This is a genomic window from Alteromonas sp. AMM-1, assembly GCF_047290655.1.
Lineage (GTDB): Bacteria > Pseudomonadota > Gammaproteobacteria > Enterobacterales > Alteromonadaceae > Alteromonas > Alteromonas mangrovi.
Genome location: NZ_JBLBUE010000012.1, coordinates 22,331 through 43,343 on the forward strand (window position 1 = coordinate 22,331; position 21,013 = coordinate 43,343).

Here is a 21,013-nt window from a genome sequence, read left to right on the forward strand (position 1 = left end):
GCAATCGACAAACTGGCAACGCTTTTATAATTGATTACCGGAGTAAGCAACATGATCTATGCAGCACCTGGAACAGAGAACTCTGTCGTTACATTTAAACCACGTTATGGCAATTACATTGGCGGTGACTGGGTAGCACCTGTTAAAGGCCAATATTTCAGCAACGTATCACCTGTTAACAACGAAGTATTTTGTGAAATTCCTCGTTCTACAGCAGAAGACATTGAGCTGGCGCTGGACGCCGCTCACAAAGCCAAAGCAGCCTGGGGCAAGACTTCCGTAGCAGCACGCTCGAACATCCTGCTGAAAATCGCCGATCGCATCGAAGCAAACCTCGAAAAGCTGGCAGTAGCCGAAACCTGGGATAACGGCAAAGCAGTGCGTGAAACCCTGAATGCCGACATTCCGCTGGCAGCCGATCACTTCCGCTACTTCGCGGGCTGTGTGCGTGCACAAGAAGGTTCAATCGGCGAAATTGATGAAAACACCATCGCGTATCACTTCCATGAGCCGCTGGGTGTAGTGGGTCAAATCATTCCATGGAACTTCCCACTGCTAATGGCAGCATGGAAACTGGCACCCGCTCTGGCAGCCGGTAACTGTGTTGTATTAAAGCCAGCTGAACAAACACCAGCGTCTATTCTGGTATTAATGGAAATCATTGGCGACCTGCTGCCACCGGGCGTACTGAACGTAGTAAACGGTTACGGTAAAGAAGCGGGTCAGGCACTGGCTACCAGCAAGCGCATTGCGAAAATTGCGTTCACAGGCTCAACACCTGTAGGTTCACACATTCTGAAGTGTGCTGCAGAGAATATCATTCCTTCAACTGTAGAACTGGGTGGTAAGTCTCCTAACATTTACTTCAGCGACGTAATGAAGCACGAAGACGAGTTCCTGAGCAAGTGTGTTGAAGGTACCGTATTAGCCTTCTTCAACCAGGGTGAAGTATGTACGTGTCCGTCACGCGCTCTGATCCAGGAAGATATGTACGACGACTTTATTTCTCTGGTTATTGCCCGTACTCAGCAAATCAAACGCGGCAACCCACTGGATACCGACACTCAGGTTGGTGCGCAGGCATCTGCTGAGCAGTACGACAAGATCCTGGGCTACCTGGAAATTGGTAAGAAAGAAGGTGCAGAAGTATTAATCGGCGGTGGTCCTGCTCACGTAGAAGGCTTCAGCAACGGCTTCTATGTACAACCAACACTGCTGAAAGGCACGAACGACATGCGCGTATTCCAGGAAGAAATCTTCGGCCCGGTTGTAGGTGTAACCACCTTTAAAACCGAAGCAGAAGCGCTGGCCATCGCCAACAACACCGAGTTCGGTTTAGGTGCGGGTGTATGGACACGTGATACTAACCTTGCCTACCGTATGGGTCGCGGCATTGAAGCGGGTCGTGTGTGGATGAACTGCTACCACGCTTACCCGGCTCACGCGGCATTCGGTGGATATAAGAAATCAGGGGTGGGCCGTGAGACCCACAAGATGATGCTAGACCACTATCAGCAAACCAAAAACCTGCTGACAAGCTACGACATCAACCCTCTGGGCTTTTTCTAAAAGCGTTGCCATTACTGGCGTAAGTAACGATCTCCGCGTTCGCGCGGAGGTCTTTTCCTGCGTTAGCGAATCACCTGCAGATTCATGCTTACTTTGAGGTTAGAAGTGAACGTATGAGAATCACTGTTCTTATCTCTTATTTGCTACTTTCTATACTGCTCCCTGCAGCACGGGCTGCTGATACACTGCCAGTATTGCGCGTAGGCGTACTCACTTACGGCACCCTTAACTGGGAACTCGACATTGCCAGACAAGACAACCCCGAAGAGGTGGGTTACCAGCTTGAGCTGGTGACATTAGGTTCACCGCAAGCCTTAACCATTGCCCTGCAAGGCGATGCGGTAGACATGATTGTAGGAGACTGGCTCTGGGCCGCCCAGCAACACATTAATCAACGAGAATTTTATTTTTATCCTTACTCAACTGCCGCGGGTACGCTGGTAACAGCTTCCACACTGAGCAACCAGTCCGTTAGGGCTCTGGCTGGCAAAACCCTTGGTGTAGCTGGCGGCAAAGCCAATAAAAACTGGGTCTTGTACCGCGCTTTTGCGTTGAAGCAATATCAGTTTGATATAGCCACCCAAACCCAGGTGAAGTTTGCAGCGCCCCCCATGCTCAATCAGCTTGTACAGCGCGGCGACATCGACGCAGTGCTTACGTTTTGGCACTACGCTGCCATGCTCGATAGCACTGCATTTACATCGCTGGTTACCATGCAAGAAGTACTTAGTAGCTTTGGTATACACAACGACATCCCGGTACTGGGTTGGCTGTTTAAGCGGGAGTGGGGAGATCAGCACAGTAGCCTGGTGAACGCCTTTTTAAGCCGTTCGTACGCGATACGACAAACGCTGAATGATCAGGATGATGCATGGAAGAACATCAGTTCTTTTACCGAAAAATACCCTGCAGCGGCGCATAATGCGTTAATAAAGGCCTATCGGGAAGGCATACCTACCCAATGGGGGCCAGCAACCTGGCAGGATATGCAAACACTCTTTTCAGTCATTAAACAATATGACGATGAACAGGCACTCACCGGGCAATTGCACAGCATTCCCACATCGATATTCTGGCAAAACAACGTGTTAGAAACACATGAATAATGCAACCCAATCCTATGCTGCCTTTATTCGCGCCTGTTCACTCGTAGGGCTGGTGTTAATTTGGCAACTGGTGGTTGTAGCAATTGAACCCGACCTGCTGCCATCCCCCCTTACGGTACTCCAAAGCTTATGGACACACATCGAATCGGGTGATCTGCCGCACCATTTAGCCGTTACCCTGAAGCGCATCGCCATCAGTTTTGCTATTGCCATGTTATTAGGCAGTGCACTGGGCATGCTGATGGGACGATATAAACACCTCGATTTATGGTTAGACAGCATAGTAACGCTGGCACTGAATATTCCGGCACTGGTAACCATCATTCTTTGTTTTATTTGGTTTGGGTTAAACGAAGTCGCCGCCCTTACCGCCGTGGTACTCAATAAAACACCGAACATTGCCATCACCTTGCGGGAAGGTGCACGCGCTATCGACACCCGGTTATTGGCTGTTGGAACAGCCTACCGTGTATCCAGGTTACACACGCTCACCCGCATTTATTTACCACAATTGTACCCGTATTTTTTAGCAGCAGCGCGCAGCGGTCTGGCACTGGTGTGGAAGATTGTTCTGGTTGTGGAGTTGCTCGGATGCAGCAGCGGAGTCGGATTTCAGCTATCGCTGTTTTTCCAGTTTTTCGACATTACCAGTGTACTGGCCTATACGTTGGCATTTGCCTGTATTATTTTCGCAATAGAAGCAGCCATCCTGCGTCCCTGGGAGCGGAGGGTATTGCAATGGCGTTAGTTTACAAGGCATGCATCGACAAAAAATACTATTTAAATTCTGAGCATTCTAATGAACACCAAACGCCGGTGATCAGCGACTTTTCACTCACGATTGGACCTGGTGAATTTGTAGCGCTGACCGGCCCGTCCGGAGCAGGAAAAAGTACGTTACTTAATATTATGGCAGGACTCGATACAGACCATACGGGTTCAATCTGCTATGGCAACAACACCCACACTGCGCGAGTAGCGCTGATGTTTCAGGAGCACCGCCTGATGCCTTGGTTAACACTGCAAGATAACATTGCGTTGGTAGTGGAAGGCAAGCAAGCGGACCGTATTGAACGCGCCAGATACTGGTTAAACGAAGTGGGGCTGTCGGCCTATCAGCGCTATTATCCGAATGCCCTTTCCGGCGGCATGCTCAAGCGGGTCGCATTAGCGCGGGCATTTGCCTTTGAGCCCGACGTACTCTTACTCGACGAGCCATTCTCGTCCCTGGATATCCATACGGCAGCAGAAATAAAAGAACGTTTATTATTGTTATGGGAAAAGCAGTCCATTTCGGTGTTATTGGTTACTCATGATATCAACGAAGCAGTATCGCTAGCGGACAGAGTTGTGACTGTGAGTGATTCTCCCATGCGGGTTTTGCACAGCATCAGCATTTCTCAAAACCGGCCTCGCCAGCTGAATCACCCTGATATGTCGGCCATCGCAACGCAAGTGAGCACGTGGATATACGATCAGTCAAAACAAATGCCACCAAACCGGCAATCGGTGGGGTAAAAGCAACGTGCTGAACTTGTTAATCAATTGTGAAGCAGATAAAATCAAGCCTTGTCAGGGAGTTTTTATGCTGTCTCAATCTATTCAACACGCTGTTTCCGAAAAGTACGCCCCCGCAGTGGCCAGGGCAGGCTCTGAAAGCCTCGATCCAATGATTGCGGCAAAAGAAATCTATGCAGCGTTGTCGGGATGTGAAGCAACCTGTGTTGTATTTTATTGCTGTACACGATATCCCCTTGAGCAGCTATCCAAAGAACTCAATCGTTATTTTGGCAACATCACCGTGATTGGCTGCACATCCGCCGGTGAAATTACGCCCCTGGGCTGCCGTAAACACTCCATCAGCGCCTTTGCACTCAGCAAGCAACATTTTGCGGTAGAAACCGCACTCATTGAAAACCTGGCCGCGTTTTCCAATGCGGATGCCGATAAACTGGTGAGCGGTATGCTTGAGCAACTCAAAGGTAAGGCCGTGTCTGAAGGTCCCATTGAGCAGCATTGTTTTGGGCTTACCTTGCTGGATGGCTTATCGATCCGCGAAGAACTGGTAATTAACGCCCTTAATCTGAGTATGCAGGATATCCCACTGGTAGGCGGCTCGGCAGGTGACGACCAACACTTTGTGGATACCCAGATATTTTATAACGGCCGTTTTTACAGCCATGCTGCCGTCTTCATGCTGGTTAACACTAATTGTCAGTTTGATGTGTTCAGTTATCACCACCTCGCACCGGAAGAAGATAAGCTGGTAGTAACACAAACAGCGCCGGGTCAGCGCATTGTTGAGGAATTCAACGCGGAACCGGCGGCATTGGAATATTGCAGAATCAATGGACTCAAACTGGAAGAACTCACTTCCGAAGTGTTTGCCATGAATCCGCTGGCGGTACAACTTGGCGATCAGCTGTACATCCGCAGCATCCAGCAAGTTAACGATGATCTGAGCCTCACCTTTTTCTGTGCCATCGATGCCGGTATTGTACTTACCAGAATGCAATCGAGTGGCCTGCATGCACATACCGCCATGGTGCTGAAGGAGCTGCAACAGCGCCTTGGTAACATCGATTTATTGATTGGTTTCGACTGTATTCACAGACGTGCTGAAATCGACAAGTTGGATTTGTGTGAGTCGATGTCGTCACTTTATCGCGATCACCACATGATTGGATTTAATACCTACGGCGAGCAAATTAACGGCTTACACCTGAATCACACCTTTACCGGTGTAGCCATTGGAGCACCGCTGCGGAGCGCGTCTTGAGCAAACTTGTCAATGCCGATGTAACTTCTACACCGCCGCCTATAGAAGCCGAAAACCCCTCTGATGAGCTGGAGCGCCTTCGATACGAGAACGAAAAGCTCAAAAAAATCAATAAAGTACTCATGCGTCGTGTCGAAATGGGTTGGGGTAATCACTCCGACGCATACCAGTCTTTTGAAGACGCAGCCATGCTGGCAGACAAGGTAAAAGAACGCACCTACCGCTTACAGCAAACCCTGCATCGGCTGGAAGAATCCAATAAAGAATTGGAACAAGCCAGATACGAAACAGAAAAAAGCCAAATCCAGGCAGAACAAGACCGGCAACGCCTGCGCGATGCCATTGAAAGCATTTCTGACGCCTTCGCCCTGTTCGACGCAGATCGCAAAATGGTAATGGTAAACAGTCGGTGCGCCGACTTCTGGCGCCAGCACAACATTCATTTTGAACTGGGGATCACCACTTTTCAGGAAATTACCGCCGCGTCGCTGGTAGTGGTAGACAAAGACGCAAAGGCACAAAAGAAAGTCAGTGTGCATCACGAGCCCATTACGCAAACCATTTTTAAACTGCGCGATGGCACCTGGATTCAAATGCAGGAGCGCCTTACCCACGACGGTGGTTTGGTCGTGGTGTATACCGACATCACGTCAATCAAACTGGCTGAAGAACTGCGTTACGAAACCGCCATGACCGAACAGGCTGAACTACTGAAAGCCACCTTGGAAAACATGTCACAGGGCGTAGTTCTGATCAACGCTAACGGCGAACTGGAAACCTGGAACCAGCAGTTTTTAACGTTTATTGGTCTGCCCGACTCAAAGGTTACGCGGGGTGAAGACTTTGCCGCGCTCATGTCGCAAACACCCGCGGCGCAAACCCTGTATCGGGCCCTCACGTTAGATCAGGCGCACGACACCCCCTTTGTGGAAGTAGAAACTGTCCTGGCAGATGACCTGGTATTACTCAACCGACGAAGCCTTATTTCGTCTGGCGGCATGTTGTTTACGTTTGCCGATATCACTGAGCGCAGCCGCAGCCAGCAAGCATTGAAAGAAAGTGAACAGCGCATTCGCCTTATAACCGATGCCATGCCAGCGCTCATCTCCTACGTTAACAAAGATCACTGCTATGAGTTCGTAAACCGCGAATTTGAAAAGTGGTTTAACCGGTCGCGCAAAGACATTATTAATCATCACCTGAGTGACGTACTCGGTGAAAAAGAATACAACACACTGTCGATACACATTGCCCGCGCTATGCTTGGTCAGGCTGTTAACTTTGAAATTGAACACAGCCGGGATCCCGACAACGTGCGGATCTCGAATAAAACCTATATCCCCCACTTCGATGAACAGCGCAATGTAATTGGCTTTTTCGCCCTGGAGCAGGATGTAACCGAACAGCGACGCACCGCACGCGCGCTGAAACACGCCTACGACTACATGGAGCAGCGGGTTAACCAGCGTACCAAGAAGATTTCCGAAATAAACCTGCAGTTGCGCAACGAAATTGAAGACCGTCAGTTGGCCGAAGTAAAATTACTGGAAGCTAAACGCGAAGCAGACAAAGCGAACGAATCCAAATCGCGCTTCCTTGCAGCCACCAGCCACGACTTACTCCAGCCAATGAATTCAGCCAGGTTGTTTGCCGATGCGTTAAACGATTTATCGCTGAGCGACGAAGCCCAGAAGCTCATGACATCGCTAAGCTATTCGCTGGAAAATCTGGAGTCGCTGATAAGCGCCCTGGTAGATATTTCCAAGCTGGAAGCGGGCTTGATTGAGCCCGTGCTGGACGATTTTGAAATCGACGATCTCATTAGCAACATGGCAGCGGAATTTGCGCCACAGGCAAAATCCAAAGGGTTGAAGTTTAAAGTAAAAACCACTCAAAAACTGGTGCATTCCGACAACTACCTATTGGCCCGTATCCTGCGTAATTTGTTGAGCAATGCGCTGCGTTACACCAATGAAGGCGGTATATTGCTGGGTGTTCGTCGGCGCAAACAGGGCGTGCAAATTCAGGTTATCGATACCGGTATTGGCATTCCTCAAGACAAACTTTCTGAGATTTTCCGCGAATTTAACCGCCTGGATGCCAAAAAACGCCGTCACGACAAAGGGCTTGGGCTCGGTCTGGCAATCGTTGAGCGGCTAGCCAGTGTGATGGGCCTGGCGATTTCGGTGCGTTCTGTGGAAGGCAGAGGCTCAAGTTTTAGTCTTACCCTTCCCTATGCCGATACTACCAATCAGCCAGCCAAACCGACACCCGCGCCATTGATTGACCGCTTTAACGACAAGCTTGAAGGGGCGCGTATCCTGTTAATCGATAATGATGAAGAGATCTGCAAAGGCATGGAAACCGTGCTGGGCAGCTGGCATTGTAATGTCACCTCGGTGCAGACACTGGAAGAACTCAACGATCCGGAGTTTTTGGCGGAGCTGGATCCGCAACTGATTATTGCCGACTACCATCTGGACGACGGCGATACCGGTTTTGACGCACTGGCGATTACCCGCGAACATTTACAACCGCATCCACCAGTGATCATGATCACCGCCAATTACACCAATGAACTACGCCAACAGGTACGCGAGCAGGGTTATTCGCTGCTGAATAAACCCGTTAAGCCTCACAAAATGAAACTGGCGCTGTCTAACCTGTTATCCAATCAGTAAAGCAGCCACAATAATTAGTGCTTCCAGTACCACATAAGGGTACATCACGGTAGGTCGCAATGATTGCTTCACATATTCAGCGATCAGCGCGCCACCTGAATTAGCCTGAGCTAAATATGCCGAATTAAACTGGCAATCGGTGGTAGTACCCAACGCGCGGATCTCCGCTTCAATAGCCAGCAAACGCTGCTCAAAACGCCCCTGAAAGGTTTTCCAAATACCATCCTGAAGCCATAACACGCCAATTAACGCCATTGCAATCAAGGTGGGCAACTGCGTAAGCAGGGCAATTGCAGTAAGCAACACGGCCGTCAGTTTTATCATCAGACTGTATTTTTCGTAACTGTCGAACTGATTCTGCAGTGTTTGCCACTCCAGTGACAACTTCTCTTGTGTCATAGGGTTATGTCCTTATCACAATGTGCAAAGTGAACGCATTATAGGCTAGCCACTGCCTAACCGACTACGCCGTATTTTTTATACCACTGGCTTGCTTGTTCACGTAATGGCGATAAACCAGAGCAAGTACAATACACACGCCGGCTGGCACAAACAACGCGTAAAACAGCCACATCCGGAAGTACCATGCCCCACACGTACCGCCCACTATAAACCCAACAATAATACATAAAAACAGTCGGGCCTTGCGTTTATCGAATGCCTCACCGCGAATAGCAGAGCCCAGCATAATGCCCAAATCGGTAAATATGCCGGTGAGGTGGGTAGTGCGGATCACCGCGCCACTGTATTTGGTAGCCAGGGCATTTTGTAATCCGCAGGCGGCTGACGCAAACAAATGGCCGTAAAAAGAATGCGATAAAAGGAGCCAGGCACCTATGATCAGCAGCCCAGCTTCGCAATATAACGCGGTATCGTAATGCCGGCCGAGTTTTAAGGTGGAATCGTGCAGCAGGTAGCCCGACACTGCAGCTCCCACAAGAAACGCAACCAGCACACTGATCAGATTCAGCGTTTGTTGCATACTGGCGTTGAGTAGCCCCACACCCACCTGCGTTGCAGTACCGGAGACATGTGACACAGACTGATGCTCAAAGCCCAACAATCCCACCGCATTCACATAACCTGCAATCAATGCAAGCACAAACGCGCCTGATTCAACCCACTTGGGCAATCGCGAAATCACTACACTTCTCCCGGCCAATACCATCAGCACAATAGCTAGGATTAGTTATACACCGAAAGCTTCAGACTACGAAAGGGGGATGGGGATCACGTTAAACTTAGGCGGGAGCAGACAGAGCGGATAGTGACACTACCCGCTTGGCTTACTCACTACTCCAAAGCAAATGCGATTAGTTGCGCATTAAATACTGATTAAAGTCGATACTGGCAGCACATAGGGCGGCCTGAATGCGGTTGTGTACGTTCAGCTTGGTTAAGATGGCAGACACATGGGCCTTCACTGTGGTTTCGGCAATATTAAGCTCGTAGGCAATCTGCTTGTTGGACTTGCCCTTTGCAATGCACTCAAACACCAGCAACTGGCGTCTTGTTAACGCCCCAATCAGTTTTGGATCGATTTGCTGAGAAGCGTGATCATCGCGCGTTTTACTGGTGCCACCTTTACGGATAATATCGGGTGGCAGGTACACTTGGCCAGACAACACTTGTTGCAGTGCGGCCACGATTTGCTCGCAACTGGACGACTTGGTAATAAAGCCTACCGCACCGTAGGTAAACGCTTGTAGTACCACGTTTTTGTCTTCTTCGGCAGACACAATCACAATGGGAATTTCCGGATACTGATTGCGAAAACGCACAATGCCGTTGAGGCCGTCCATACCCGGCATATTCAGGTCGAGTAAAACCAAATCAATATCAGGATTTTCTTCGGCAGTATTAAGCGCCTCTTCCAGATCGGTACAACTGATCGTTTTGGTATCAGGAATATTACGCTCCACGAAATCCGTGATGGCGTACTGGAACAAGGGATGGTCATCTGCAACTAATATTTCTACCATGTTTTTCGCCCTGCTTAATTATTATTTAGTTATGTTAGTGGATGTGGGCCTGTTTCGCGAATCTGCCACACCCGTGTGCGCGGCCTCAGCCACCTGCTTTGCGGCGTACCATGCCACGCTTGGGGTCGTAGCCCCAAATTGCCAGTCCTGTGAACGCCAGAGTACAACCCAAGGTTACTGCTAACGCCTGAGCGTTAAACTGGCTGTACATGGCAAAGCGTATTAACTCCACTGCATGAGTAAACGGATTGAACAGACATAACTGATAAAGCCATTCACTCGACTCCTGCATTTTCCACAATGGGTACAGTGCCGAAGAGAGGAAAAACATGGGAAACACCACAAAATTCATCACTCCGGCAAAATTCTCAAGTTGCTTAATAAACGAAGACAACAACAATCCCAGCGCGCCCAGCATCAAAGCCGTAAGCAGTAACGCGGGTAACACCAGCACATAACCCGCTGGCTCAGCCTGCACATCCAGCAGCCAGGCAATCACAAAAAAAGCATACACCTGAAGCGTAGAAATTAACGCACCTGCCAGCAGTTTGCATACCAGTAAATACGATCTTGGCATGGGGCTGGTGAGCAGCACTTTCATGCTGCCCATTTCGCGGTCGTACACCATCGATAGCGAGCTTTGCATGCCATTGAATAACATGATCACACCGGCAAGTCCCGGCATGATATACACTTCATAGGTTATGTAGGTTTCGTAGGGCGGTATAATCGCTACCCCTAACGCCGCGCGAAACCCCGCCGCAAATACCACCAGCCACAACAGTGGCCGAACTAATGCACTCAACAACCGCGAACGCTGCTGCCAGAAACGCAGTAATTCGCGGGTTAAAATCCCCATAAAACAGGTGAAGTACGCCATTATTGCTCTCCACCGATGTGCATTTGACGATAGAGTTGCTGCACCGTATCAACGCCCAGTGATGCCATAGCTTCCTGACACCGCTGCTGAAGCTTCACCTGTCCATTCAACAACACAATTAATTCATCGTTTGGCTTCACTTCGTCAATCAAATGCGTCGACGACAAAATGGTGATCCCCTCATGGGTACACAACTCACGCAAATGCGCATTCATGGCATCGCGGGTATTCTGGTCGAGCCCCACAGTGGCTTCATCGAGCAGCAGCAACCTGGGTTTGTGCAGCAATGCCCGTGCAATTTCAACGCGGCGACGATGACCGCCATTTAACGCGCGTACTTTGTCTTTCTGCCGGTTAGCCAGGTCAAAGCGAGCCAGTTCTTCCTGAATTCGCTGGCGGGTGAGCTTTCCCGGCATACCTTGTAAACTGGCGTGATAACGCAGATTTTGCTCAACCGTTAAGTCAAGATCCAGGGTGGGCTGCTGAAATACAATACCCAATTGCTTTAACGCATAACGAGTATGTTGCTGGGTGTCTTTTCCCATCAGGTGTAATGATCCACTTACCGGGCGCAGCAACTGGCAAATCAGCGAAAACAGCGTACTTTTGCCCGCACCGTTCGGACCAAGCAACGCATAATACTTTCCCGGTTGCAGTGATACCGACACATCACTCAACACCGGTTTGTTACCGTATTGAAAGCCAAGCTGATGAATTTCCAGCACCGCTTCACTCATGGTTTTACTACCACACCCCAGGGATAACGCCCGGCTTTTATGGTTTTCACTACTTTGAGTTTGTTTACGTCTATCACCGACACATCGCCGCTTACTCCATTGGTAGTGAGCAGCTTAGACTGATTGTCGGCAAAGGCCAACTGCCATACGCGACGACCAACCAGTAAGTAATCCAGTACCTCATAAGTGTTAGCGTTGACTACCGCCACATGGTTGGCTGGGCCAAGGGCGATAAAGGCATATTTGCCGTCGTCGGTAAGCTTTATGCCCACCGGTTGAATTTTGTCGCGGTGTACGCCGGGAATAGCAAAGCGAATGGTGTGATTAATCGACCGGGTTGCCGTGTCAATGACAGCAACCGTGCCACCAATTTCCGCCGACGCCCATACCAGGCTACCATCTTTGCTGAATTCAACATGACGCGGCCGCTGGTCTACCAGCGTATTATCTGCCAGCTCGTGGGTACTGGTATCAATCCAGTGCAGCATATTGGTGGTTTCAGAGGTGTTAATCACCCATTTACCATCCGGGCTCACCGCCATACCCTCTGGCTCAATGCCCACATCAATCTGCGCAATAACGGTTCGAGACTCGGTATCCACTACAGTTACTACCGCGCTATCTTCATTGGCGATGTATAGATGGCGGTTGTTGGGGTGCAGAGCGAATTGCTCTGGATCCTCGCCTGACGGCAGGTTGTGTAATATGCGGTTAGTGGCTACATCCATTACCTGCACAGCGTCTGATTCGCTGGCACAGATATACAGATACTTATAATCCTGGCTGAAAATAATGCCTCTGGGGCGCATGCCCACATCTACGGTATTGATTACTTCCAGCGTGTTAGTATCAATCAGGGTTAACGTATCGCTTTTCTCATTCGATATATAAGCCGTTTCTGCCAGTACCGATAATGGCAGCATCAACAGGCTGACCAGCGACAGTTTGGTTAAATGGGTTACATTGCACAGATTCATACTACTTCGCCATGTTGCAACGCACTTCGGGTTTGTCAAACCCCAGTGTGTCTAAATCGGTAACCGGATGCATATAACCATCCAGCGGTAACAGTGCAGTGAGTCCATTCGGATGCACCAGAGGAATGGGCTGCCTTAGCTGACCACTCCACGCCCTAAAACTCAGTTTTCGCCCTTTAAAGGCGGCTAATTCAAAACCATCACTGATCAGGTAGTTGTATAGTTCACCGGGTGCAGCCGACCTAGTTCTGGTGACCGCCTCGCTGATCGCGCGAACTGCCAGCCAGGCAGCATAGTCAGACTCGGTCATTTCACGGGCAAACTGGCTGTAAAAGCGATTCTGCAATTGTGTTGCGCCCCACTGTTCCAGCGTCCAGTGCCAGCCTGTTGGCACTAACCCTTCTGTACCAACAACAGGCCGGGGTAACCAGGTATTACCCGGAAAGTACTTGTCGAACGCGTGCTGTTCGTCGGCTACCACAACCACATCATAGTCGTCGTGCTGGGTAAACAACGGAATCTCCTGTTGCGCCACGCGGCGTAAATCGGTGTCGAATGACCAGTTCTTCTGTTCAACAATTTTTGCCCCAAAGCGTTTTGCTGCGCGCTGTAAAGCGCTCAAATACGCCTGATCATCTTCGGTATTGCCTGCCACCACAAACCACTCACGCCAACGGCGCGACATGAGATACTGCGTCATCGCATCGGCCAACATGGCGCGACTTGGCACAGTATGCAGCAGCCTGGCCCTGCACTGAGACTGTCTGAGTGCATCGTCGCGATTACTCACATTCATCACCAGCGCACCATGGCTTAACACAGCGTTGCTGATGGCACTAAAGTCACTTTCCGGCACATCAACCAATACTGCGACCGGGGCATCCTGCGCCGCAAACAAGGCATTCAGTTGGCTTATCAGCTCACCAGTATTGCTACCTTCTACTACCGTTAACTGATAGTGCTGTTTTAAAAACCGGCCGGTGGTGTTGCTATCGTCAATAGCCAGTGTTGCACCTGCCAGCGTTTTGTTGCTAGCCGCTTGCTTAAGCAACAGGGGTTCGGCTGACACTTCCTGGCGCTGCTGCACATACAAAATGTTGATATTTTGAACAGCCGCCTGGGCACTTTGTTGCCACAAAAATAGCCAGCACAGCCCTTTTGTGGTGGTGGCGATATGCCGCCAAAACCACGTTAAAGCTGTGTAAATATTGTAATAAGCAGGATTTTTTATGTTCAAAAACAAAACCATTTATTAACGTTATGGTGCAATAGTAGAGCATGATCATGCCCGGATGAAATGAGCAAAAAGGATGAAAGGTTTACTACCTAAGTACAATTGGAAGCTTAGTGCATATCTCCTAACTTTCACGGTGTGCTTTGTTGTAGTAGCGGAAGAATAAAAAGCGAGGGCGTTTTTACAGCGAAAAAAGCATTCTCACAGGCAGCTTTTGGAGAAACATAATGAAGAAGTATTTAACCTTTATGCGCAGCGCGATGATTGCCTCTATGGCATTAACATCTGCCCATGCGCTGGCTCACGGTGACGTGACGCCACAGGCAGTAGACACCAGTGCACTACCCCAGTTGGGCGATGAGTGGCTGGCTACTAACCCATACACCGGTAATGCAACAGCAATTAAAATCGGTGACTCGGCTTACAACCAGAACTGCGCGCGTTGCCACGGTTTGGAAGTGATTTCTGGTGGTATTACACCAGATTTGCGTAAACTGAACGATGAAAACGAATTTTTCAGCCAGGAAGAAGCGGACGATTGGTTTATGACACGTATCCGTAATGGCGCGGTAGTAGATGGCCGGGTTTACATGCCTCCGTTCGAAGGCATCCTGAGTCAGGAAGCAATGTGGGCAATTAAGTCTTACATTGAAACTCGTGGTACACCCGAGTAAGTTGTATTAACACACCGACGTTGAGGCAGTAATGGTAATACGAATTCTGTTCCTGATTTGCGTTGCGCTCAGCAGCTACGCAAACGCCCGAAGCTACGAAGATATAATAGAGTCAGGCCAGATCACCATTGCTGTCTACAACGACTTCCCACCCTATTCCTTTTTAAAAGATGGCGAACCTGCGGGCGTAGACATTGAAGTTGGCAAACACATTGCCAAAGCGCTGGACGTAAACGTTGAATGGCTGTGGCTCAATGCCGACGAAAACCTGGAAGACGATTTACGCAATGCCATTTGGAAGGGCCATATCATTACGCGCCAGAAAGCCGATGTTATGCTTCGCGTGCCTTACGACCGACGATTTGCCTATGCAATAGACGGCTACGGATTACCCAAAAACGAAATGGTGGTGATGTTCTCGCCTTATCAGCAGGAAAACTGGGCGCTGTTACGGGATCACGAAAAAACCAATGACATTCGAACACTGGCGATTTTCCAATACGAAAAGATCGCTGTAGAACTGGATTCACTGCCAAGTTTCTTTTTAGGCGCAACCATTGGTGGCCGCCTGCGCGACAAACTGGTACATGTGGACTCTGTGTTTGCGGGCATTGACAAGTTAAAGGCCGGTGACGTAGCGGCGGTGGCGGGTATGAAAGCTCAGCTCCAGTGGGGCATGGGGCCGCTCACAGAACAATACGACATCAGCGCCGATGGGCTGGCCGCCATGAGCATTAAATCCTGGGATATCGGCATGGCCGTAAAACAGGACTACCGTGAACTGGCTTATACTATTGAAAGTATCATTGAGCCAATGGTTAAAAACGGCGAAATGGAAAAGCTGTATTTGCAATACGGTTTAAGCTACGACATACCAGACTATTTCCGGACTGAGTAATAGCAACCTACGCCTTGCTTTGCCTCTTGCTCAGTCTCTTGTTTAGTCTCTCGCATAGCCTCTTGCTAAGCTTCATGCATAGCTTAGTGCTGAACTACTTATTTAGTCTTTTGTTCGTTTTGTAGCATATCCCCAATTCTTAGCAAACTTTTGTTAACAACTGCCCCCACTTGCTTAGTGAAATTTGAGATAAACCCAGCATAACCACATTGTTTTTTGCTTTACACAGCGCATTTACGCATGCCCAAAGCCCAGATAAATAGTGCTTCTCAGCAAAGTAGTACTACCATCGGACTAAAAATGATAATCCAAGGTTTAATGGTTGTTAACAAATTGATGACAGATACTGATTCTGACGCCTTTTGTGGTTGAGTTGGCTGTTAGTCCTACACCACAAGACAAGGTTAATAACAATACTCAACCTGTCGCATGCTGAACATATTCAATTCGCGCTCGTTGTGAACAAGGGGTAATACAAGCCCTGAGTACCCGTTGAAACACTGGAGAAATCTGATGAAAAGTAGAAGAGTTTCAGGTCACTTATTAAGCTCTGCGTTCTGTCTGACACTGTCTTTAGGGGCATTGTCTGGCGTCGCACAAGCGGGCGTGACTGACAAAGACATCCTGAACGATCAGGCCACCACCAATGACTTTTTGACCTATGGTTTAGGACCGCGCGGTCAGCGTTTTAGTCCACTGGACAATTTGAACACCCAAAACGTGAAGAAAATGCACCCGGTATGGGCGTTTTCATTCGGTGGCGAAAAGCAACGTGGTCAGGAATCACAACCCCTGGTTAAAGACGGCGTAATGTATGTTACCGCGTCGTATTCGCGTATTTATGCTATCGATGTAGCAAGCGGTGAGGAACTATGGCAATACGAAGCGCGTTTACCCGACGGCATTATGCCTTGCTGTGACGTAATTAACCGTGGCGCAGCAATATACGACGACCTGGTTATCTTCGGTACGCTGGATGCCATTCTGGTAGCACTTGATCAAAAGACCGGTAAAGTGGTTTGGCGTAAGAAAATGGGTGACTACAAAGCAGGTTACTCTTTCACCGCCGCACCTATGATCGTGAAAGGCATGGTGGTTACCGGTATCTCTGGTGGTGAATTCGGTATTGTGGGTAAAGTTGAAGCCCGCGATGCGAAAACAGGTGAACTGGTGTGGAGCCGCCCAACGGTGGAAGGCCACATGGGTACACTTAACGGCAAAGACAACGGTATTACCGGTGGCGAAGCTAACAAAACCTGGACTGGTGACCTGTGGAAAACAGGTGGAGCAGCAACCTGGTTAGGTGGTACTTACGACCCGGATCAGGATCTGATCTTCATGGGCACAGGTAACCCCGCTCCGTGGAACTCTCACTTGCGTCCTGGAGACAACCTTTACTCCTCTTCACGTCTGGCTATCGACCCTGACACCGGCAAAATCGTTTGGCACTTCCAGACTACGCCACACGATGGCTGGGATTTCGACGGTGTTAACGAACTTATCGCGTTTGATTACAAAGACGGTAGCAAAACGGTTAAAGCAGCGGCTACCGCTGACCGCAACGGCTTCTTCTATGTACTGAACCGTGAAAACGGCGAATTTATTCGCGGCTTCCCATTCGTAAGCGGCATTACCTGGGCGAAAGGCCTGGATAAAAACGGCCGTCCAATTTACGACGACGCAATGCGTCCGGGTAACCCATCAGATAGTGAAGATGGTAAAAAAGGTAAAACCGTTTGGGCTGTACCTTCGTTCTTAGGCGGCAAAAACTGGATGCCTATGGCGTTTAGCCAGGACACAGGTTTGTTCTATGTTCCTTCAAACGAATGGGGCATGGACATCTGGAACGAACCGGTTAACTACAAAAAAGGTGCGGCATACTTAGGTTCGGGTTTCACTATCAAACCTATTTACGACCACATTGGTTCACTGAAAGCAGTTGATCCGAAAACAGGTGAAGTGGTTTGGGAATTCAAAAACAATGCGCCACTTTGGGGTGGTGTGTTAGCCACTGCGGGTAACCTGGTATTTACCGGTACACCTGAAGGCTACCTGTACGGCTTCAACGCGAAAACCGGCGAGATCGTGTACAAGTTCAACACTGGCTCTGGCATCGTGGGTTCTCCGATCACTTGGGAACAAGACGGTGAGCAATACCTGAGCATCGTGTCTGGATGGGGTGGTGCCGTTCCGTTGTGGGGTGGTGAAGTTGCCAAGAAAGTCAAAGACATTAACCAAGGCGGTACTGTCTGGACGTTCAAATTGCCTCGTAGCTAAGAGGCCACGCGACGAACTGTTTAAAGTCCCACCATTTCGTCGCGTTTTTTTTTCTCCTCGGGGGTGGATGTGTGTAGTTGTACATTCACCCCTTTTTCAGTGTGTTGAGGGAGTCAGATGAAACGGTTTGTTCTGATTGTCTGTGTTATTTTTCTCAATAGTCTCTTTATTGTGTTGGACTGCCGGGCCAGTGACACCATAAGCCCTGAGCAGATTCAGCGCTTGTTTCCCAAGGCCACCGTGATTGGCAACAAAGCCGAAGACTTCCCCGTTTACCCGGTTTATCAGCTACAGGAATTATTGGGTTACGCCTTCGAAAGCAATGATTTGGTAGAATTCCCTGGCTTCTCTGGCGACCGCATTAACCTGCTTATTGGTATGGACGTGCAAGGCAATATTGTTGGCATTGAAGTACTCCATCATCACGAACCCATTTTTTTACACGGTTTAGGCCCCGAGCCAATGAACCGCTTTATAGATCAGTATATCGGACAGAATGTGTCTAAGCGGGTTATTGTTGATAGCGCCGCCAATGACACCAATCCCAACGACAACACTGTGCACGTTGATGGCGTAACCAAAGCCACCGTGTCGGTAATTGTGATAAGCGATACCGTGTTGCTTTCAGCATTACAGGTAGCCCGTAACAAACTCACCGGCTTTGCCAGTGCCCCGGCCGCTACAGCGAAAGCGGATACATTTGAGCCACTTGATACTAACGACCTGATTGCGCGTGGCTTACTGCAGCACTGGGAAATCAGTCAAAACACCTTTGAAAGCGAATTAGGGGCAAGCCTGGACGACTACCCTGATGGTACGTTTTATTTGCAGGACGGCGATACCTTTAACGTGTACTTTGCCTATTTAAACAGCCCATTAATTGGTAAAAACCTGCTGGGCGAGGCCGACTTTACCCGGCTACAAGCAATGTTAAAATCTAACGAACAAGCCTTCATGGTGATGTCGTCGGGCTTTTTCAGCTACCTTGAACCAGAGTTTAAGCCCGGCACTGTACCCACTCGCGTTAGCCTGCTGCAAAATGACTTGCCTTTTGGCATGCGTGACCTGAATTTTTACAGCTTTGAACCACAGCAACTTGCCGGTGGTTTAGAGGCCACCAGCAACCTGCAGATATTCGCGGTGAATACCCAGTCGGGGTTCAACCCCAGCTTACCCATGCAGCTAAGCCTGAACATCGACATTGCCAAAAACCATTTAATCAGTCAGCAATTACAGCTTACGCATACTTATGCCGTGCCCACGGACTTATTTGATATCGCAGCACCGGTTGATGAATACACACCTGAACCGGCCTGGATAAGGGTGTGGAAAATGCGCTGGCCAGTGATCACTGTACTGGTACTCAGCCTGATTGCAGTGACCGCTATTTTTGCGCTGCAACACAAGCTATCCGCCAATGAAAATCGCTTTCGATGGGTACGCTGGAGCTTTATGTTTTACACTCTGATATTCATTGGCTGGTATGCCCAGGGCCAACTGTCGGTTGTGAATATTTACCCTATTCTGCAAAGTGTAAAATCCGGCTTCGATTTGCAGGTTTACCTGATGGATCCGGTGCTGTTCATTTTGTGGAGCTATGTGTTCGTTAGCCTGTTCATTGTGGGCAGGGGGATATTTTGTGGCTGGCTTTGCCCATTCGGTGCTTTACAGGAAATGGTGGGCTGGGTGGCGAAAAAATTCCGTATCCGGCAGCGCAAAATACCGTTTTCTGTGCACCGTAAATTAGGGTGGATCAAATACGCCATTCTGGGCGGACTGGTGATTGTGTCTTATCTATCGCTGTCAGACGCCGAGGTACTGTCTGAGGTAGAGCCCTTTAAAACCGCTATTACGTTACATTTTGTGCGCTACTGGCCGTTTGTGTTGTACACCGTTGCGTTGCTCGCCGCCGGGCTGTTTATCAATAAGTTTTATTGCCGGTACGTATGCCCGCTGGGTGCAGGGTTAGCGATACTCGGTTACTTTCATAAGTTCGAATGGCTCACCCGCCGCAAAGAATGCGGTAAACCCTGCACCATGTGTTACCACAAGTGCGACATCAAGGCCATCACGCCACAAGGAAAGGTGGATTACAACGAGTGTGTGCAGTGCCTGGAGTGCATTGTGTATTACAACAATGACCACCTTTGCCCGCCGCTTAAAAAGGCCGGCAAATCGCCTCGTACCGCGCAAAACATAGCAGAGTCACTTGCGGTGGAGGTCAGATAGCACAATCGCATAGAGGTCTATCCAGCGATAGACCACAGTGTATGGTAATTTGATTTACATAAACTCAAATACTACCCGTAAACTGTGTTGGTAAGGCTCGCATCTTATATGTTTATGAAAGGGATCCGTCATCTTTTATTAGCGTTAGCTTGTTCAAACTTATTCCTGCCTGCTGCCGTTTTCGCAGAAGTGACCTTGTATACCGACAATAAAGTCACCCGGAACGTATTAGTGAATTCTGATTTACCATCAGGTTCACTCATTAGCGATAGTTACCGCTATGTGCTGTCACACCTGGACAGGTTTCCCGATTTATATTTCCAAAATCAACTCCGCGCCGAAAAATTACTTACGCCCGACACTGCAGCGTGTCAGATAATGAAAGTTCGTACTGACGAAAGAGAAAAGCACTATTTGTTTAGCGAAGCTACTGATGTGTATCTCTCTCACAAGCTCTACGTGCAACAGGAATACACTGCAACGATTAGAGACAATTATCTGAACAAAGAGGGCGAAGTAGCGTCAGTATCTGCCATTTTTCAAGATGCCAAAGACAGGGTTTTACTTCTGATTACGAGGCACTCTTACGGGCAGTACCTGGATGCCGAAATTACCCATATCGACAATTCCCAGCGGTATTATTTAGGCGCATCCGACCCCTATGACTTATATTTCAAAATGTTTAATCAGGAACGTGGGCAGTTTGCCTTACTAATCCCAAGCGCGCTGAAAAATTCAGACACACCACTGCAACACTACACCAGCTTTGCATTGGCAAACAATCCGCCCTACATAACCGGCCACATCATGTGCAGTAAACACCCGGAATCCGCGCAGTTTATAAAAGATGTTAACGCGGTTTTGTATGAGTACTACCGGTCAGGGACATTCGAAAAATACGCTATGCGTTATTTTCCTGAAGAAGAACTCGGCACGCTCCGGCATTTTATTCATGCTCAGGTTCAGCGTTTACAGCCTGGTAATTAAATC

Annotated in this window: 18 protein-coding genes; 11 read left to right on the forward strand and 7 right to left on the reverse strand. The window is 49.1% G+C overall.

From position 1 onward, the window contains the following. The first annotated feature begins 51 nt into the window (after positions 1 to 51). From ACLR2L_RS04325 to ACLR2L_RS04350, 6 genes are all read left to right on the forward strand, one after another. Positions 52 to 1,569, forward strand: a complete 1,518-nt coding sequence (locus ACLR2L_RS04325) for an aldehyde dehydrogenase family protein (protein WP_413366011.1) — start codon at positions 52 to 54, stop codon at positions 1,567 to 1,569. Between the two features lie 113 nt (positions 1,570 to 1,682). Then, positions 1,683 to 2,675, forward strand: a complete 993-nt coding sequence (locus ACLR2L_RS04330) for an ABC transporter substrate-binding protein (RefSeq protein ID WP_413366013.1) — start codon at positions 1,683 to 1,685, stop codon at positions 2,673 to 2,675. Then, a complete protein-coding gene (locus tag ACLR2L_RS04335; protein WP_413366015.1) occupies positions 2,668 to 3,423 on the forward strand; it encodes an ABC transporter permease in 756 nt (251 codons plus the stop codon). The genes ACLR2L_RS04330 and ACLR2L_RS04335 overlap by 8 nt, the downstream gene beginning before the upstream one ends. Further along, complete coding sequence (locus ACLR2L_RS04340; RefSeq protein ID WP_413366017.1) at positions 3,414 to 4,193, forward strand: ABC transporter ATP-binding protein; 780 nt, start codon at positions 3,414 to 3,416, stop codon at positions 4,191 to 4,193. Before ACLR2L_RS04335 ends, ACLR2L_RS04340 begins: the two co-directional genes overlap by 10 nt. Before the next feature lie 67 nt (positions 4,194 to 4,260). Then, entirely contained in the window at positions 4,261 to 5,454 is a 1,194-nt protein-coding gene (nosP, locus tag ACLR2L_RS04345; protein ID WP_413366019.1) for a nitric oxide-sensing protein NosP, read from the forward strand. Continuing rightward, the gene (locus ACLR2L_RS04350; protein ID WP_413366021.1) at positions 5,451 to 8,135 is read left to right on the forward strand and encodes a NahK/ErcS family hybrid sensor histidine kinase/response regulator; all 2,685 of its coding nucleotides are present in this window, start codon (positions 5,451 to 5,453) and stop codon (positions 8,133 to 8,135) included. The genes nosP and ACLR2L_RS04350 overlap by 4 nt, the downstream gene beginning before the upstream one ends. Here the strand turns inward: ACLR2L_RS04350 and ACLR2L_RS04355 are convergent. The 7 genes from ACLR2L_RS04355 to ACLR2L_RS04385 form a co-directional block, all read right to left on the reverse strand. Next, complete coding sequence (locus tag ACLR2L_RS04355) at positions 8,121 to 8,534, reverse strand: hypothetical protein (protein ID WP_413366023.1); 414 nt, start codon at positions 8,532 to 8,534, stop codon at positions 8,121 to 8,123. The two genes, ACLR2L_RS04350 and ACLR2L_RS04355, sit on opposite strands and share 15 nt — an antisense overlap. A 64-nt stretch (positions 8,535 to 8,598) precedes the next feature. Next, positions 8,599 to 9,279 carry a YoaK family protein gene (locus ACLR2L_RS04360; protein WP_413366025.1) on the reverse strand — a complete coding sequence of 227 codons (681 nt, stop codon included), beginning with the start codon at positions 9,277 to 9,279 and terminating at the stop codon, positions 8,599 to 8,601. A gap of 169 nt (positions 9,280 to 9,448) precedes the next feature. After that, on the reverse strand, positions 9,449 to 10,117 hold the full coding sequence (locus tag ACLR2L_RS04365) for a response regulator (protein ID WP_140961240.1): 669 nt from the start codon (positions 10,115 to 10,117) through the stop codon (positions 9,449 to 9,451). Between the two features lie 85 nt (positions 10,118 to 10,202). Then, complete coding sequence (locus ACLR2L_RS04370) at positions 10,203 to 10,997, reverse strand: ABC transporter permease (protein ID WP_413366027.1); 795 nt, start codon at positions 10,995 to 10,997, stop codon at positions 10,203 to 10,205. Further along, positions 10,997 to 11,734, reverse strand: coding sequence for an ATP-binding cassette domain-containing protein (locus tag ACLR2L_RS04375; RefSeq protein ID WP_413366029.1), 738 nt, complete (start codon positions 11,732 to 11,734; stop codon positions 10,997 to 10,999). The genes ACLR2L_RS04370 and ACLR2L_RS04375 overlap by 1 nt, the downstream gene beginning before the upstream one ends. Further along, complete coding sequence (locus tag ACLR2L_RS04380; RefSeq protein ID WP_413366031.1) at positions 11,731 to 12,711, reverse strand: YVTN family beta-propeller repeat protein; 981 nt, start codon at positions 12,709 to 12,711, stop codon at positions 11,731 to 11,733. The genes ACLR2L_RS04375 and ACLR2L_RS04380 overlap by 4 nt, the downstream gene beginning before the upstream one ends. Before the next feature lies 1 nt (position 12,712). Further along, positions 12,713 to 13,948 carry an ABC transporter substrate-binding protein gene (locus ACLR2L_RS04385; protein ID WP_413366033.1) on the reverse strand — a complete coding sequence of 412 codons (1,236 nt, stop codon included), beginning with the start codon at positions 13,946 to 13,948 and terminating at the stop codon, positions 12,713 to 12,715. Between the two features lie 224 nt (positions 13,949 to 14,172). On the opposite strand from ACLR2L_RS04385, the gene pedF reads away from it, so the two are divergent. The 5 genes from pedF (at position 14,173) to ACLR2L_RS04410 (ending at position 21,010) form a co-directional block, all read left to right on the forward strand. Next, entirely contained in the window at positions 14,173 to 14,619 is a 447-nt protein-coding gene (gene pedF, locus ACLR2L_RS04390; RefSeq protein ID WP_140961249.1) for a cytochrome c-550 PedF, read from the forward strand. A gap of 31 nt (positions 14,620 to 14,650) precedes the next feature. After that, positions 14,651 to 15,517, forward strand: a complete 867-nt coding sequence (locus tag ACLR2L_RS04395; protein ID WP_413366035.1) for a substrate-binding periplasmic protein — start codon at positions 14,651 to 14,653, stop codon at positions 15,515 to 15,517. 513 nt (positions 15,518 to 16,030) lie between these two features. Further along, positions 16,031 to 17,794, forward strand: coding sequence for a PQQ-dependent methanol/ethanol family dehydrogenase (locus tag ACLR2L_RS04400; RefSeq protein ID WP_413366037.1), 1,764 nt, complete (start codon positions 16,031 to 16,033; stop codon positions 17,792 to 17,794). 117 nt (positions 17,795 to 17,911) lie between these two features. Then, positions 17,912 to 20,023 (forward strand): 4Fe-4S binding protein, encoded by a 2,112-nt coding sequence (locus tag ACLR2L_RS04405; RefSeq protein WP_413366039.1) that lies wholly within the window; start codon positions 17,912 to 17,914, stop codon positions 20,021 to 20,023. Between the two features lie 231 nt (positions 20,024 to 20,254). Beyond that, entirely contained in the window at positions 20,255 to 21,010 is a 756-nt protein-coding gene (locus ACLR2L_RS04410) for a hypothetical protein (RefSeq protein WP_413366041.1), read from the forward strand. Positions 21,011 to 21,013 lie beyond the last annotated feature (3 nt).

Coding starts and splice junctions, on each gene's coding strand:
- pedF (WP_140961249.1), top strand. CDS start 14,173: ATGAAGAAGTATTTAACCTTTATGCGCAGCGCGATGATTGCCTCTATG.
- ACLR2L_RS04400 (WP_413366037.1), top strand. CDS start 16,031: ATGAAAAGTAGAAGAGTTTCAGGTCACTTATTAAGCTCTGCGTTCTGT.
- ACLR2L_RS04335 (WP_413366015.1), top strand. CDS start 2,668: ATGAATAATGCAACCCAATCCTATGCTGCCTTTATTCGCGCCTGTTCA.
- ACLR2L_RS04380 (WP_413366031.1), bottom strand. CDS start 12,711: ATGAATCTGTGCAATGTAACCCATTTAACCAAACTGTCGCTGGTCAGC.
- ACLR2L_RS04395 (WP_413366035.1), top strand. CDS start 14,651: ATGGTAATACGAATTCTGTTCCTGATTTGCGTTGCGCTCAGCAGCTAC.
- ACLR2L_RS04375 (WP_413366029.1), bottom strand. CDS start 11,734: ATGAGTGAAGCGGTGCTGGAAATTCATCAGCTTGGCTTTCAATACGGT.
- ACLR2L_RS04340 (WP_413366017.1), top strand. CDS start 3,414: ATGGCGTTAGTTTACAAGGCATGCATCGACAAAAAATACTATTTAAAT.
- ACLR2L_RS04355 (WP_413366023.1), bottom strand. CDS start 8,534: ATGACACAAGAGAAGTTGTCACTGGAGTGGCAAACACTGCAGAATCAG.
- ACLR2L_RS04325 (WP_413366011.1), top strand. CDS start 52: ATGATCTATGCAGCACCTGGAACAGAGAACTCTGTCGTTACATTTAAA.
- ACLR2L_RS04370 (WP_413366027.1), bottom strand. CDS start 10,997: ATGGCGTACTTCACCTGTTTTATGGGGATTTTAACCCGCGAATTACTG.
- ACLR2L_RS04365 (WP_140961240.1), bottom strand. CDS start 10,117: ATGGTAGAAATATTAGTTGCAGATGACCATCCCTTGTTCCAGTACGCC.
- ACLR2L_RS04330 (WP_413366013.1), top strand. CDS start 1,683: ATGAGAATCACTGTTCTTATCTCTTATTTGCTACTTTCTATACTGCTC.
- ACLR2L_RS04405 (WP_413366039.1), top strand. CDS start 17,912: ATGAAACGGTTTGTTCTGATTGTCTGTGTTATTTTTCTCAATAGTCTC.
- nosP (WP_413366019.1), top strand. CDS start 4,261: ATGCTGTCTCAATCTATTCAACACGCTGTTTCCGAAAAGTACGCCCCC.